The organism is Nocardia sp. NPDC059154 (assembly GCF_042755705.1).
In the GTDB taxonomy this organism is placed as follows: domain Bacteria; phylum Actinomycetota; class Actinomycetes; order Mycobacteriales; family Mycobacteriaceae; genus Nocardia.
Map to the genome: position 1 here is coordinate 22,251 of NZ_JBHZCS010000008.1, position 12,987 is coordinate 35,237.

Here is a 12,987-nt window from a genome sequence, read left to right on the forward strand (position 1 = left end):
CACCTTGGCACAGGGAGAACGTGTCGTTCACAGCGGCCGGACCTCGACAATCGTGCCCGCCGGCAGCTCGGTCGCGGTGGCCGGAACATCGATGAGGACATCGGCGTGGGCCATGGCGGCGATCAGATGTGAGCCCTGGCCCGACACCAGCGCCACCCCGCCCTCGGCGAGCTTGCCGCGCAGGAACTGCCGCTTCCCGGCGGGGGACCGGACCGGTTCCAGCAGTGGCAGTTCGGAAATCGGCAGCGCGGGCAGGCCCGCCAGCTCGCGCAGGATGGGCCGCGCGAAGACCTCGAAGGACACCATGGTGCTCACCGGATTGCCCGGGAAGCTCAGCACCGGCACCTCGTCCACCATGCTCAGCCCCTGCGGGCCGCCGGGTTGCATTGCCACCGCGCCGAATTCGCCGCCCCGCGCCGACAGCACCTCCTTGACGACCTCGAAGTCGCCCATGGAGACGCCGCCGGAGGTGAACACCACATCGGCCTGCGCCACGGCCTCGGCCAGCCGGGCCCGGAACTCCTCGTGGTCGTCGGTCGAATGCGCCACCGACACCACCTCGACACCGTTGTCGGTGAGGGCCGCGGCCAGTGCGATGCCGTTCGAGTTGAAGATCTGGCCGGGCAGCAGGGTCGCCCCGGCGGGCCGCAGTTCGTCACCGGTGGTCAGGACTGCCGCGTACACGGGTCGCCGCACCGACAGCTCGCCCAGCCCGACCGCCGCCAGCGCCGCGATGTGCCGGGGCCGCAGCAGGGTGCCCGCGGCCGCCAGCAACTGCCCGGCGCGCACATCGGTGCCCGGCTCGCGCACGAAATCGCCTCTGGCACGGCTGGTTCGGATCGTCACGGTGACGCCGTCGGACTCGGTGTGCTCCACCGGCACCACGCAGTCCGCCCCGGGCGGCACGGGTGCACCGGTCATCACCTTGACGGCGCTGCCAGCGGGCAGCGTCAGCTGCTCGGTGTTCCCGGCCGCGACTACGCCGACCAGCGGCAGGGTCGCGGGGACGATGGCCACCGACTCCGCGAGCACCGCGTACCCGTCCATGGCCGAGTTCCGGAACACCGGCAGATCCAGGGGCGCGTACACATCCACGGCCAGCCGCCGCCCCAGCGCCCGGTCCATCGGCACCGTCTGGGCGGAGCGCCCGGCCAGCGGCCGGAGCACATCCTCGATGCGTCGGCGGTGGTCATCGACGGGTCGGGCCGGGGCTAGCGCGTGCCGGGAACTCATGCCGGTGAGCCTATACGCGGGTGGATCCTCCAGGCCGTGACCGGCTGTTCGCCGGGCTCGCCTCGTAGGAATCTACGAACACTTGCGGTCCCGGCAATAATGGTGCCATGACCGTGGTCGCGATGGGTATGCCCGCTGTGCGAACCGGGCGGCCCGCGATGGACGGACGCCCGGACACGCCCCTGCTGCTGGACCGTTTCGGCCGGGTCGCGCGGGACCTGCGGGTATCCATCACCGAGAAGTGCTCGCTGCGCTGCACCTACTGCATGCCGGAGGAGGGCCTGCCACCCATCCCCGCCGACGAACTGCTCTCCACCGAGGAGATCGTCCGCCTGGTGACGCTCGCGGTCCGCGAACTGGGTGTGCACGAGGTGCGATTCACCGGCGGCGAACCGCTCATGCGGCGCGATCTGGAAAGCATCGTCGCCGGTTGCCATGCGGCGCTGCCGGATACGCCGCTCGCCATGACCACCAATGGCGTCGGGCTCGAGCATCGGGCGCGCGGACTGGCCGCGGCCGGGCTGCGGCGCATCAATGTCTCGCTCGACACCGTGGACCGCGACGGCTTCCACCGGCTCACCCGCCGGGATCGCCTCGATTCGGTGCTGGCCGGGATCCGCGCCGCCATCGCGGCCGGGCTCGCCCCGCTCAAGGTGAACGCGGTGCTCATGCGCGAAACCCTGGACGGCGCGGCCGATCTGCTGCAGTGGTGCCTGGACGAGGGCGCGGAGCTGCGGTTCATCGAGGAGATGCCGCTGGACGCCGACCACGAGTGGGCGCGCGCCAATATGATCACCGCCGCCGAACTCCTCGACGTGCTCGGCACCCGCTTCGACCTGACCGAGACCGGCCGCGAGGATCCCTCCGCGCCCGCCGAACGCTGGCTGGTCGACGGCGGGCCGGCGACGGTCGGCATCATCGCCACCGTGACCCGCAAGTTCTGCGCCGACTGCGACCGCACCCGCCTGACCGCCGACGGCCGGATCCGCTCCTGCCTGTTCAGCGACCAGGAGTACGACATTCGCGCCGCGCTGCGGTCCGGCGCGACCGACGCCGATATCGCCGGACTGTGGCGCGGCGCCATGTGGAACAAATCGGCCGGGCACGGCATCGACGCCGCCGGCTTCGTTCCGCCCGAACGAACGATGGGAGCCATCGGTGGTTGAGGTCCGCTATTTCGCCGCGATCGCCGATGCGGTCGGCAAGGAAAAGGAAACCCTGGACCTGCCGTCCGGGGCCACCGTCGCCGACCTGCGCACCACCCTCTCGGCGGTCTACGGCCCGAAGCTGGACCCCATGCTGAAGGTCTGCGCCTACCTCATCGGCGACGAACTCACCCGCGACGCGGCCACCCCGCTCTCCCCGCGCGTGGACGTGCTGCCCCCGTTCGCGGGCGGCTGACCCGCGGCGCAGCGCCGCGCCGCCGCGAATTTCACTGCCGGGCGCTAACATTCGCCGGTCCCCGCACGCCTCGCCAGGAGACCGATCCGAATGACGCACGCCCCCCGGCCCCAGCACCCCGCCGTCGCGAAAGTGCGGCAGGATCGTGCCGCCAGTCTCCAGCTGCGCGTGGCCGACTGGATCACGAAGTTCGCGGGCTCGATGCCCTTCGTCTACATCCACGCGATCGGCTTCGCGGTGTGGATGATCTTCCTCGAGAAGAGCCCCTGGCCCACCCTGACCCTGGTGGTCTCCCTGGAAGCGATCTTCCTGTCCACCTTCGTCATGATCGGCCAGAACCGCCAGGCCGATTTCCAGCAGGCCAAGGCCGATCACGATTTCCAGGAGCAGGAACTCGAGCTCAAGACCAATACCGAACTGACCCGGGCCATTCACGCCATGACGGCCGAGCTGCACCGCCGCCTCATCGAGGACGCGGATCAGAAATGAGCAGCGCCCGCTGCTCGATTCACAGATGTGCCCACTGCGCGTGAGCGCAGCGGGCACGAGGTCCGGAGCGGGCTACTTCCACCAGGTGTCGAGCGGGGTCACCGGGACGGTGCGCTTGTGGCGGGTGTTCCGGAAGATGGTCTCGACCCGCTCGGAGACCTCGGGGGCGACGGGCTTGCCCTCGAGGTAGTCGTCGATCTGGGAGTACTCGAGGCCCAAGGCTTCCTCGTCGGGAAGGGAGGGGCGATCGTCCTCGAGGTCGGCGGTCGGGACCTTCTGCCAGACGCTCGGCGGTGCGCCGAGTTCCTGTAGCAGCGCCGCGCCCTGACGCTTGGTGAGACCGGTCAGCGGGGTGATGTCGACGCCGCCGTCACCGTACTTGGTGAAGAAGCCGGTGACCGCTTCGGCGGCGTGGTCGGTGCCGACGACCAGCATGTTGAGCTGACCGGCGATGGCGTACTGCAGCAGCATGCGCTCGCGGGCTTTGATGTTGCCGCGCACGAAGTCTCGCAGGCGGGGCTCCTCGTGCAGTTCCACGATGCCGAGAGCGGCTTCTCCGGCGGCGGCGTCCGCGCTGGGCTTGACGTTCACCACGACCGACCGGTCGGGCTGAATGAACCGCAGGGCGATCTGGGCGTCTTCCTCGTCGAACTGGACGCCATAGGGCAGGCGCGCGGCCACGAAGGTGGCGACGTGGCCCTCGGCGCGCAGCTCCTCGGCGGCGAGCTGGCACAGGCGACCGGTGAGGGTGGAGTCCTGGCCGCCGCTGATGCCGAGCACGAAACCGGTCGCGGGCGTGGAGCGCAGATAATCCTTGAGGAAGTCGATGCGCCGCCGCACTTCGGTTTTCGGTTCGATGTCCGGCAGGACGCCCAATTCGGCGATGATCTGTGCGCGCAGGTTCCCCATGGCCACACTCTACTGAACGGCCTGCGGCTCTATTGACCGACGGGAGCGGTCACCTGCCGGACCAGGTGTTCCCAGTGATCGCCCACCTGGTCCAGGGTGTAGCGCAGTTCGCGGATCTGGTGCAGCACCAGCCCGGCGTCCAGGCTGGCCAGCAGCGTGTCGGCGGTCAGCGAGATGTCGCCGGGCGCGCCCGCCTGCCGGAGCAGCAGGGCGACATGGGTTTTCGCGATGTTGTAGGGCGGGCCGGAGTACTGCCCGCCGATGTCGGCGTTCTTGCGCACGTCGCCCTCCACCTCGACCAGGGCCAGGCGCGCGCGCCCGAAGGCGATCAGCCGCTCCACGGGCGGCGCGCCCGGGCCCAGTGGCGGCGGCCCGAACATGTAGGCCCACTGGAGTTTCTGATCGGATTGGTCGAGCAGTGCCAGCATGAGCCCGGCCCGATTGCCGAAGCGCCGGAACACCGTGCCCTTGCCGACGCCGGCCAGCTTGGCGACCGCGTCCATGGTGACGCCGTCCGCGCCGCACTCGCGGACCAGCTGTTCGGCGGCATCGAGCAGCAGCTGCCGGTTGCGGGCGGCGTCGCTGCGCTCATGGCTGCTGCCGGGCATGAGCAGCGGCACCGAGTGCGCGGGCGGCCGCTGCGTGCCGACGGGTTCGATCGGCAGCGCGATGCTCGGCAGGGCCGGAACGACCTCATCCGGTGAGGTGTCGCGTGTCACAGGCTCTCTGCTCCTACCCGGGAATGTAAGCGGACTGCAGTCCGGTTACAGTCTATCGAAAGTTCCGCTGCTGAGTCAGTAACCCTTGGAGTGATCATCATGTCGCAGACCCGCATTCTCGTTCTGGTCGGCAGCCTCCGCGCCGCGTCGATCAACCGCCGCCTCGCCGAGGCCGCCGCGAAGGCCGCCCCGGAGGGCGTCGAGCTCGCGATCTACGAGGGACTCGGTGAGATTCCTTTCTACAACGAGGACGTCGACGCCGAGGGCAAGGTCCCGGCCACCGCACAGGCGCTGCGTGACGCCGTCGGCGCCGCCGACGCGCTGCTGCTGGTGACCCCCGAATACAACGGCACCCTGCCGGCCGTGCTGAAGAACGCCATCGACTGGGCCTCCCGTCCGTACGGCGCGGGCGCGCTCAAGGATTTCCCGGCCGCGGTCATCTCCGCGTCGATCAGCCCGAACGCCGCCAAGTGGTCGCACGACGACGCCGTCAAGGCGCTCGGCGTGGCCGGTGCGAAGGTGGTCGAGGCGGCGTCGCTGAACTTCGGCGTCATCGGCCAGCGCTTCGGTGAGACCCACCCGGCCGACGATGCGGAGGCCCTGACCCAGCTGGCCGCCACCGTGCACCTGCTGGCGGAGACCGCCAACGCGCGGGCGAACGTCTGACAGCTCGGGCGAACACTCGGCATACGCAGTGATTACTCGCTGAATTCAGCACAAGGCCACGGCTTTTGAGTCGTGGCCTGTAGCTTTTCTCGGACAAATCGGGCTACCGTCACACCATGAAGCTATCAACGGGCAACACTGTGTTAGGCCGTTGTTTCATGGCGGTTACCCTGGCCGTCTCCGCCGCCTCGGTGGTGGTCAATGCGGCCGACGCGGCGGCCGAGTCGTATGTCCGTCTCTACCTGGGCAACTGGGCCGGGTACGTGGTGCGGGGGGAGTTCCGGGAGGTCAGCGCCACCTGGGTGCAGCCGCGGGTGGACTGTCTCGATCCGGGCATCCTGCAGCGCGTGGTGCCCTGGGTGGGATTGAACGGCGCCGCCGGGCTCGACAATCAGGTCGCACTCCCGCTCGTGCAGACCGGCGTCGAATCCCTGTGCGCCAGTGACGTAGCCGTGTACGCGGCCCTGCCGGGTCTGCAGGTCGAATCCGCCGCCGCGGGCCTGGCGTACGCCGATCCGGACCTGGCCGGGACGGTCATGAACGCCGGGGGCAAGCTGTCCGACCTGCTGGGCGCGGCCGCGGACGGCCTGTGCTCGCTCGGTCTCTTCGGTGGTGCCTGCACCCCCGATACGCAGGTCGACGGCTGGTGGGAGCGCTATCCCGACGCGCCGGTGAGTTACGACGACGTGGTGGTCCGGCCTGGCGACACCATGCATTCGGTGGTCAGCTGGGACCGCGGGCGCTACGTCATGACGCTGGAGAACCGCACCGCGAAGTGGTCCCGCACCACGGTCTCCGCCTCTCCGGTGCCCGCCCATACCGCGGAGATCATCGTCGAGGGCCATCTCAGCGGCGCGCTGCCCGGTTTCGATCCGATCACCTTCACCGACATCACCATCGACGGTCTGCCACTGGCGGCCTACGACGCCGACGCCTACGGGATCGCGGCCACCAATCGGTTGCTGACGCCCGGTCCGATCGACGGCGCGTCCTTCACCATCCGGTAGAGCGGGCACAAACGCCGCGACACGCCGAGCGGAGCGGGGGACCCTGGAATTGGGGCAGGGCTCGGCCGGGTGGCAAACCGGGTGGTCGCTCGAGTCTGCTGTGACTCGTGGGATGGGTGTTGATCAGCGGTGATGGTGTGTTTGCTGGAAATGAACTGAATGCCGAAATTGTGATGTGCGTCGCAGTCGTGTCGAGTTGCGAATCGAGTGTCCAGGTACTTACGACACCGGAATTTCACCTTTGTGAGTCGCAACATGTCGTGTTGTATGAATCTGTCGGCCACTAGGTGTAGTGTCTTGGGAGCTGGAAGGCCACTAGGTGAACACCTCGAAATTCACCGAGCGACCAGGGGCTTCGGTTCCACTTCCAGGGGTTTGCGCACTTACTACGTGGATCTTGTTTGAGCCGTGCACTGCAGACAGATCAAAGGCTAAGGAGAAGGGGATACCAATGACCATCACCGTTTACACCAAGCCCGCTTGTGTCCAGTGCAACGCCACGTACCGCGCCCTCGACAAGGCTGGTGTCGACTACAGCGTCATCGACATCTCCGAGAACCCCGAAGCCCGCGACTACGTCATGGCCCTGGGCTACCTGCAGGCCCCCGTCGTCGTCGCCGGTGACGATCACTGGTCCGGCTTCCGCCCGGACCGCATCAAGGCTCTGGCCGACATCGTCGCCGTCGCCTGACGCCGCGCCGCCGGTCAGGGCCGGCGGCCTCCTGCAGGTTCGTCCGAATCGAAAGGAGGGGAGATGACCGAGATGTCCAGCGCGACACCGAATCTGGTCTACTTCTCGAGCGCTTCGGAGAACACGCACCGCTTCGTCGAACGACTGGGCCTGCCCGCCGTTCGCATACCGCTTCACACCGCTGACTCGCTTCGCGTCGACCAACCCTTCGTGCTGATCGTCCCCACCTACGGGGGAGGTCGGCACGTTTTGGGTGGGCAGCGATCCGACAAGGAATTCGTGCCCCGCCAGGTGGCCAAGTTCCTCAACGACCCGCACAACCGCGCCCTGCTGCGCGGCGTGATCGCGAGCGGCAACACGAACTTCGGCGATACGTACTGCTATGCGGGAGAAGTGATCTCACGTAAGGCAGGGGTCCCGTACCTGTATCGCTTCGAACTCATGGGAACTGCCGAGGACGTAGAGCGCGTCCGAGAGGGATTGGGATTGTTTTGGCAACGACAACAGCACCGGTCGGAAAGACTGCCCGCGTAGAGCGCCCCGTCAGCGGCGACTCCGCGACCGAGGGACTGGACTATCACGCCCTCAACGCGATGCTGAACCTGTATGGCCCCAACGGCGAGATCCAGTTCGACAAGGACCGGGAAGCCGCGCATCAGTACTTCCTGCAGCACGTCAACCAGAACACGGTCTTCTTCCACAATCTGGAGGAGAAGCTCGACTACCTGGTGCGCGAGAACTACTACGAGACCGAGGTTCTCGACCAGTACTCGCGTGAGTTCGTCAAGCAGCTGTTCAAGCAGGCGTACGCCAAGAAGTTCCGGTTCCCGACCTTCCTCGGCGCGTTCAAGTACTACACCTCGTACACGCTGAAGACCTTCGACGGCAAGCGCTACCTGGAGCGTTTCGAGGACCGCGTGTGCATGGTGGCCCTGGCCCTGGCCGCCGGTGACGAGACCCTGGCGCGCGAGCTGGTCGAGGAGATCATGGACGGCCGCTTCCAGCCGGCCACCCCCACCTTCCTCAACTCGGGCAAGCAGCAGCGCGGCGAGCCGGTGTCCTGCTTCCTGCTCCGCATCGAAGACAATATGGAGTCGATCGGCCGCTCCATCAACTCCGCCCTGCAGCTGTCCAAGCGCGGCGGCGGTGTTGCCCTGTTGCTCAGCAATATTCGTGAGGCCGGCGCGCCGATCAAGAAGATCGAGAACCAGTCCTCCGGTGTCATCCCGATCATGAAGCTGCTGGAGGACTCGTTCTCCTACGCCAACCAGCTGGGTGCGCGGCAGGGCGCGGGTGCGGTGTACCTGCACGCGCACCACCCCGACATCTACCGGTTCCTGGACACCAAGCGGGAGAACGCGGACGAGAAGATCCGCATCAAGACGCTGTCGCTGGGTGTGGTGATTCCGGACATCACCTTCGAGCTGGCGAAGAAGAACGAGGACATGTACCTGTTCTCGCCATACGACGTGGAGCGCATCTACGGCGTGCCGTTCGCCGACATCAATGTGACCGAGAAGTACTACGAGATGGTCGACGACAAGCGGATCCGCAAGTCGAAGATCAAGGCTCGCGAGTTCTTCCAGACCATCGCCGAGCTGCAGTTCGAGTCGGGCTACCCGTACATCATGTACGAGGACACCGTGAACCGGGCCAACCCGGTCGCGGGCAAGATCACCCACTCCAACCTGTGCTCGGAGATCCTGCAGGTCTCCACCGCGTCGGAGTTCAACGACGACCTGTCCTACGCCAAGGTGGGCAAGGACATCTCGTGCAACCTGGGTTCGTTGAACATCGCCAAGACCATGGACTCGCCGGACCTCGGCAAGTCGGTCGAGGTCGCGATTCGCGCGCTGACCGCGGTGTCTGACCAGACCCACATCTATTCGGTGCCCTCGATCGAGCAGGGCAACAACGAGTCCCACGCCATCGGCCTGGGCCAGATGAACCTGCACGGCTACCTGGCGCGCGAGCGGGTCCACTACGGCTCCGAAGAGGGCGTGGACTTCACCAACATCTACTTCTACACGATCGCCTACCACGCGATCCGCGCCTCGAATCTGATTGCGATGGAGCGGGGTTCGGCGTTCGGCGGCTTCGCCGACTCGAAGTACGCCACCGGCGAGTTCTTCGACAAGTACACCGACCAGGCGTGGGAGCCCAAGACCGACCGCGTCGCCCAGATCTTCGCCGACGCCGGCGTCCACATCCCCACCCAGGACGACTGGCGCGCGCTGAAGGCGTCGGTCATGGAGCACGGCATCTACAACCAGAACCTGCAGGCGGTGCCGCCGACCGGCTCGATCTCCTACATCAACCACTCCACCAGCTCCATCCACCCGGTGGCGTCCAAGATCGAGATCCGCAAGGAAGGCAAGATCGGCCGCGTCTACTACCCGGCCCCCTACCTGACCAACGACAACCTCGAATACTTCGAGGACGCCTACGACATCGGCTACGAGAAGATCATCGACACCTACGCCGCGGCGACGCAGCACGTCGACCAGGGCCTGTCCCTGACCCTGTTCTTCAAGGACAGCGCCACCACCCGCGACGTCAACCGGGCCCAGATCTACGCCTGGCGCAAGGGCATCAAGACCCTCTACTACATCCGCATCCGCCAGATGGCCCTGGAAGGAACCGAAGTCGAGGGCTGCGTGAGCTGCATGCTCTGACAGGTGCTATCGATAAGGGCGTCCCGGCAACTGCCGCGGACGCCCTTTTTCGTGAAAGCCGATGTGGGGGAGGCAGGATGGAAACCGCCGATCGATACCGGGCATTCGCCGAGAAGGAGGTACAGGGCTACTCGCCCTGCTACGAGCACTGGTGCCTCGGAATCGCCGGGGCCGCAGAGCTTCTCGCCCTCATCGACACCCTGCCCGTGCACAAGCGCCAGCCCAACCTGATCCTCGGTGCGGCCCGCTACCTGGGCGTGACGGTGGGGCCATTCGAGGAGTTCAAGGACTTCCTGATCACCAACTGGCCCGGGGTCCGGGATGTCGCCATGACCCGTCGCACCCAGACCAACGAGGTGGGCCGGACCGCGACCCTGCTCCCGCTGCTCGCCCGGCACGGCTCGGATCCGGTGGCGCTCATAGAATTCGGTGCCTCTGCCGGACTGTGCCTGTACCCCGACCGGTACAGCTACACCTACGACGACGGCCCCACCCTCGACCCCCGGGACGGGCGCTCGACCGTCGTCCTGCCATGCGCCACCACCGGCAACCCGCCACTGCCCACCGAACTACCGAACGTCGTGCACCGCGCGGGTATCGACCTCAACCCGCTCGATGTCCGGGATCCCGAGGACATGCGCTGGCTGGAATCTCTCGTCTGGCCCGAACAGCGAAACCGCCTGGACCGCTTGCGCAATGCCGCCGCCATCGCCCGGGAGAACCCGCCGCATCTGGTGCGGGGCGATCTCAGCAATGCCCTGGCGGACCTGGTCCACGAGGCTCCTTCCGATATACCCGTCATCGTTTTCGGTAGTGCTGTCCTGCTCTATCTGGCCCGCGCCGACCGTGCGGCTTTCCCGGCGATGATGCGACAGCTTCCATGTGAGTGGATTACCAATGAGCCGCCGGGAGTAGTTGATTTCGGCACCGATGTACTCCCGGCTGGACCGGCAGACGTGCACCTGGTACTTGCATCGAACGGCGTTCCGATGGCGTATACGCGCCCGCACGGGCAGAGCCTCGACTGGTTCGGGAAGTGCTGAAAGGCAAAGGACCAGAAAACAAAAGCCGAAGAACCAAAACCAAAGAGAGAAAAGATCAAAGGACGAAGATGCCTGGAGGAGAGAGGGTGCCGAGCTTGCGAGGCCGATCTCCCGTTCCCGCCCCCACCTTTTTGAAGCTTGACGTCGGTGTGTCTGTAGAAGGTGATCCGTGCAGTCCCTGGGCCGGGATCGGCGGGTAACGGTTCCCAGGTTGGCGTGAGCCCAAGTCCGGTAGGGCTGGCAACGCAACCACGCTGTCTCGTCCCTGCGTACGCCGGTTGGGCACGAGCAGCCGGTGTGGACGCAGCCCGAAGGGCCCCACCTTCGGTGAGGCTCGACCGGGAGTTAGGGACGTGACCACCACCGCACCGGTGGGCGGGTGCGGTCGCGGATCTGGGCCAGCTTCGCGGCCATCAACTCCCCGGCGTGGTGGCGGTCGTTGACCTGCGGGGTCCGGGAGGGGTCGATATGCACTGGCGCGATCCAACCCGTCCGACCCGCGTGTTCGGAATCCGGGGGCATGACAACGGTTTTCCAGCCACCGGGCCCGTCGTGGATCATCGCGTGACAGGCATCGCAAGCCAATGTCAGGTTCTCGATGTCGGTGGCGCCGCGGTGGGCCCATTCGGTGATGTGGTGCACGGCGCTCATGGTGGCCGGTGCATTACAGCCAGGTCGGGTGCAGCCTCACACCGACCGCGTCCACCGCGGTGATGTCATCGATGATTTGCCCACCCCAATCCATACCCCCATTCTACCGCTCGAAGATCATTCAATGAATCCGAATTGTCCAGTATCGCAATATAATTCGGCAAGGGTCACGCCCAATTCTCAAGCCGGTAATCCAATGACCACCGTTCCTGTTAATGCACTTGCGATCCCGATCGCGCCTTGTCGAGAAATCCTTTCGTCGAGCAGGATTCGATTGAGAATCGCGCCCACGACAATGCTGGATTCTCGAGCGCTCGCCACCACCGCCACCGGCAGCTGGGTCATAGCGATCGGCGTCAGACCGAAGGCTCCGAGCATTGCCGCACCACCGATGGCGGTGAGGGGAAGTGAGCGTAGGGAAAGCGTGCCGGCATGGTTGCCGCGGGCTATGTCCTTGACCTTCAGGGCAATTCCGGAGCCGCCCATGACCGTGACGAGGTAGGGAATGGGCGCGGCGTGATGAACACCAACACCGTCGAAGAGTGTGTAGGAGGCTACGCAGCAGCCGATTGTGAGACCCCACAAGACGGATCGGCGGCCGCCGGTGATGCCCGGAGCGGCCGGCCGGGCTCGGGAGACGGCGATCAGCAGGACGCCGGAGGCGAGGAAGGCCACGCCCAGCCAGCGGGTCCATACGATGGTCGTCCCGACGATGGCGGAGGCGGCGACGACCAGGACCGGGGAGCTGCCGCGCACGATCGGGTAGACCTCGACGACCGGGGCGGTGGCGTAAGCCTTCTCGGGCAGTGCGAAGTAGATGGTGCTGAAGCAGATCGAGGCGGCGGAGCCGGCTCAGGGCGACGTTCCAGCCCGGTGCAGGAAGACGGAGACCGCCAGGTTCGGATATCCCATCGACTGCACGCGTGATTTTCCTCTCGATTGCATCGAATCCGGATTGGGTATCGGTCCGGATGGTCTAGGCCAAACAATCCGGTACGGACCTGGCCCGGCGGCAATGTGCTGGTCAACGTGATTCTCGAGGTGAAAACGGCTGGTTGACAACGCGTTTCGGGGGATTGACCAGTAGGCGACGCGGCGGGGATAACCGCTGCTGTGGTCGATCCCACGGCCGCGCCGCCCGTTGTTGTGAACTCTCCAGAAGGTGGCTCGCGCCCTGCCGATCACGGTTCGAGCCTGGTTAGGCTCGCTGTGATTCGGGTATCGAGTCACCGAACTGCGCGGTCGATGCCGGAATCGGAATCGCATCAGGACTCCCGTTTTTGGAGGTGAGTAAGAAGTCCTCTCCTGCCCCCGCATGCCGAGGACTGCTTGTTCGAGACATGTACTGCCGGTGCAGTCCCAACTGCACTCCCATCGGATGAAAGACCCACCGAGCGGCCAACCTCGCACCCGCTCGGTGGGTTCTTCGGATATCACGCCCCGCGTGAGGAGTTAGCTTGTCGCACAACATGATTCGGATGATTCCCGATACGGGAGCGGAGT

13 protein-coding genes and 1 pseudogene are annotated in these 12,987 nt (G+C 66.2%); 9 read left to right on the forward strand and 5 right to left on the reverse strand.

Annotated elements, in window-relative coordinates; translation table 11 throughout:
* Positions 1-27: 27 nt before the first annotated feature.
* Entirely contained in the window at positions 28-1,233 is a 1,206-nt protein-coding gene (glp, locus tag ACFXN1_RS09470) for a gephyrin-like molybdotransferase Glp (RefSeq protein WP_379438926.1), read from the reverse strand.
* A 107-nt stretch (positions 1,234-1,340) separates the two neighbouring features.
* On the opposite strand from glp, the gene moaA reads away from it, so the two are divergent.
* The 3 genes from moaA to ACFXN1_RS09485 all read left to right on the forward strand — a co-directional run bounded on the left by moaA (position 1,341) and on the right by ACFXN1_RS09485 (position 3,123).
* Complete coding sequence (gene moaA, locus ACFXN1_RS09475) at positions 1,341-2,399, forward strand: GTP 3',8-cyclase MoaA (protein WP_379463539.1); 1,059 nt, start codon at positions 1,341-1,343, stop codon at positions 2,397-2,399.
* Positions 2,392-2,634, forward strand: a complete 243-nt coding sequence (locus ACFXN1_RS09480) for a MoaD/ThiS family protein (RefSeq protein WP_354835084.1) — start codon at positions 2,392-2,394, stop codon at positions 2,632-2,634. The genes moaA and ACFXN1_RS09480 overlap by 8 nt, the downstream gene beginning before the upstream one ends.
* A gap of 90 nt (positions 2,635-2,724) precedes the next feature.
* Positions 2,725-3,123 carry a DUF1003 domain-containing protein gene (locus ACFXN1_RS09485; RefSeq protein WP_379398803.1) on the forward strand — a complete coding sequence of 133 codons (399 nt, stop codon included), beginning with the start codon at positions 2,725-2,727 and terminating at the stop codon, positions 3,121-3,123.
* Between the two features lie 72 nt (positions 3,124-3,195).
* Here ACFXN1_RS09485 and nadE read toward each other — a convergent pair whose 3' ends face one another.
* Positions 3,196-4,032, reverse strand: a complete 837-nt coding sequence (gene nadE / locus ACFXN1_RS09490; protein ID WP_379438929.1) for an ammonia-dependent NAD(+) synthetase — start codon at positions 4,030-4,032, stop codon at positions 3,196-3,198.
* Between the two features lie 29 nt (positions 4,033-4,061).
* Positions 4,062-4,640 (reverse strand): TetR/AcrR family transcriptional regulator, encoded by a 579-nt coding sequence (locus ACFXN1_RS09495; protein WP_379438943.1) that lies wholly within the window; start codon positions 4,638-4,640, stop codon positions 4,062-4,064.
* Positions 4,641-4,850: 210 nt separating this feature from the next.
* Between ACFXN1_RS09495 and ACFXN1_RS09500 the strand changes: the two genes are divergently transcribed.
* The 6 genes from ACFXN1_RS09500 to ACFXN1_RS09525 all read left to right on the forward strand — a co-directional run bounded on the left by ACFXN1_RS09500 (position 4,851) and on the right by ACFXN1_RS09525 (position 10,833).
* Positions 4,851-5,417, forward strand: a complete 567-nt coding sequence (locus tag ACFXN1_RS09500; protein ID WP_379438930.1) for an NAD(P)H-dependent oxidoreductase — start codon at positions 4,851-4,853, stop codon at positions 5,415-5,417.
* A gap of 158 nt (positions 5,418-5,575) precedes the next feature.
* Positions 5,576-6,424 (forward strand): G1 family glutamic endopeptidase, encoded by an 849-nt coding sequence (locus ACFXN1_RS09505; protein ID WP_379398800.1) that lies wholly within the window; start codon positions 5,576-5,578, stop codon positions 6,422-6,424.
* A gap of 451 nt (positions 6,425-6,875) precedes the next feature.
* On the forward strand, positions 6,876-7,115 hold the full coding sequence (locus ACFXN1_RS09510; protein ID WP_040860114.1) for a redoxin NrdH: 240 nt from the start codon (positions 6,876-6,878) through the stop codon (positions 7,113-7,115).
* A 63-nt stretch (positions 7,116-7,178) separates the two neighbouring features.
* On the forward strand, positions 7,179-7,649 hold the full coding sequence (gene nrdI / locus ACFXN1_RS09515) for a class Ib ribonucleoside-diphosphate reductase assembly flavoprotein NrdI (RefSeq protein ID WP_379438932.1): 471 nt from the start codon (positions 7,179-7,181) through the stop codon (positions 7,647-7,649).
* A gap of 59 nt (positions 7,650-7,708) precedes the next feature.
* Positions 7,709-9,790 carry a class 1b ribonucleoside-diphosphate reductase subunit alpha gene (gene nrdE / locus ACFXN1_RS09520; protein ID WP_379438945.1) on the forward strand — a complete coding sequence of 694 codons (2,082 nt, stop codon included), beginning with the start codon at positions 7,709-7,711 and terminating at the stop codon, positions 9,788-9,790.
* A gap of 77 nt (positions 9,791-9,867) precedes the next feature.
* A complete protein-coding gene (locus tag ACFXN1_RS09525) occupies positions 9,868-10,833 on the forward strand; it encodes a DUF2332 domain-containing protein (protein WP_379438933.1) in 966 nt (321 codons plus the stop codon).
* A gap of 345 nt (positions 10,834-11,178) precedes the next feature.
* On the opposite strand, the pseudogene ACFXN1_RS09530 reads toward ACFXN1_RS09525, so the two are convergent.
* Together ACFXN1_RS09530 and ACFXN1_RS09535 are read right to left on the reverse strand one after the other, a co-directional pair.
* Positions 11,179-11,490, reverse strand: a pseudogene (locus ACFXN1_RS09530) (HNH endonuclease signature motif containing protein); the annotation flags it as partial.
* A 174-nt stretch (positions 11,491-11,664) separates the two neighbouring features.
* A complete protein-coding gene (locus ACFXN1_RS09535) occupies positions 11,665-12,159 on the reverse strand; it encodes an EamA family transporter (protein WP_379438934.1) in 495 nt (164 codons plus the stop codon).
* Positions 12,160-12,987 lie beyond the last annotated feature (828 nt).

Excerpts from the sequence above, each read along its gene's own strand:
- glp (WP_379438926.1), bottom strand. The coding sequence starts at position 1,233 with ATGAGTTCCCGGCACGCGCTAGCCCCGGCCCGACCCGTCGATGACCAC.
- moaA (WP_379463539.1), top strand. The coding sequence starts at position 1,341 with ATGACCGTGGTCGCGATGGGTATGCCCGCTGTGCGAACCGGGCGGCCC.
- ACFXN1_RS09485 (WP_379398803.1), top strand. The coding sequence starts at position 2,725 with ATGACGCACGCCCCCCGGCCCCAGCACCCCGCCGTCGCGAAAGTGCGG.
- nadE (WP_379438929.1), bottom strand. The coding sequence starts at position 4,032 with ATGGGGAACCTGCGCGCACAGATCATCGCCGAATTGGGCGTCCTGCCG.
- ACFXN1_RS09495 (WP_379438943.1), bottom strand. The coding sequence starts at position 4,640 with ATGCCCGGCAGCAGCCATGAGCGCAGCGACGCCGCCCGCAACCGGCAG.
- ACFXN1_RS09500 (WP_379438930.1), top strand. The coding sequence starts at position 4,851 with ATGTCGCAGACCCGCATTCTCGTTCTGGTCGGCAGCCTCCGCGCCGCG.
- ACFXN1_RS09505 (WP_379398800.1), top strand. The coding sequence starts at position 5,576 with ATGGCGGTTACCCTGGCCGTCTCCGCCGCCTCGGTGGTGGTCAATGCG.
- ACFXN1_RS09510 (WP_040860114.1), top strand. The coding sequence starts at position 6,876 with ATGACCATCACCGTTTACACCAAGCCCGCTTGTGTCCAGTGCAACGCC.
- nrdI (WP_379438932.1), top strand. The coding sequence starts at position 7,179 with ATGACCGAGATGTCCAGCGCGACACCGAATCTGGTCTACTTCTCGAGC.
- nrdE (WP_379438945.1), top strand. The coding sequence starts at position 7,709 with ATGCTGAACCTGTATGGCCCCAACGGCGAGATCCAGTTCGACAAGGAC.
- ACFXN1_RS09525 (WP_379438933.1), top strand. The coding sequence starts at position 9,868 with ATGGAAACCGCCGATCGATACCGGGCATTCGCCGAGAAGGAGGTACAG.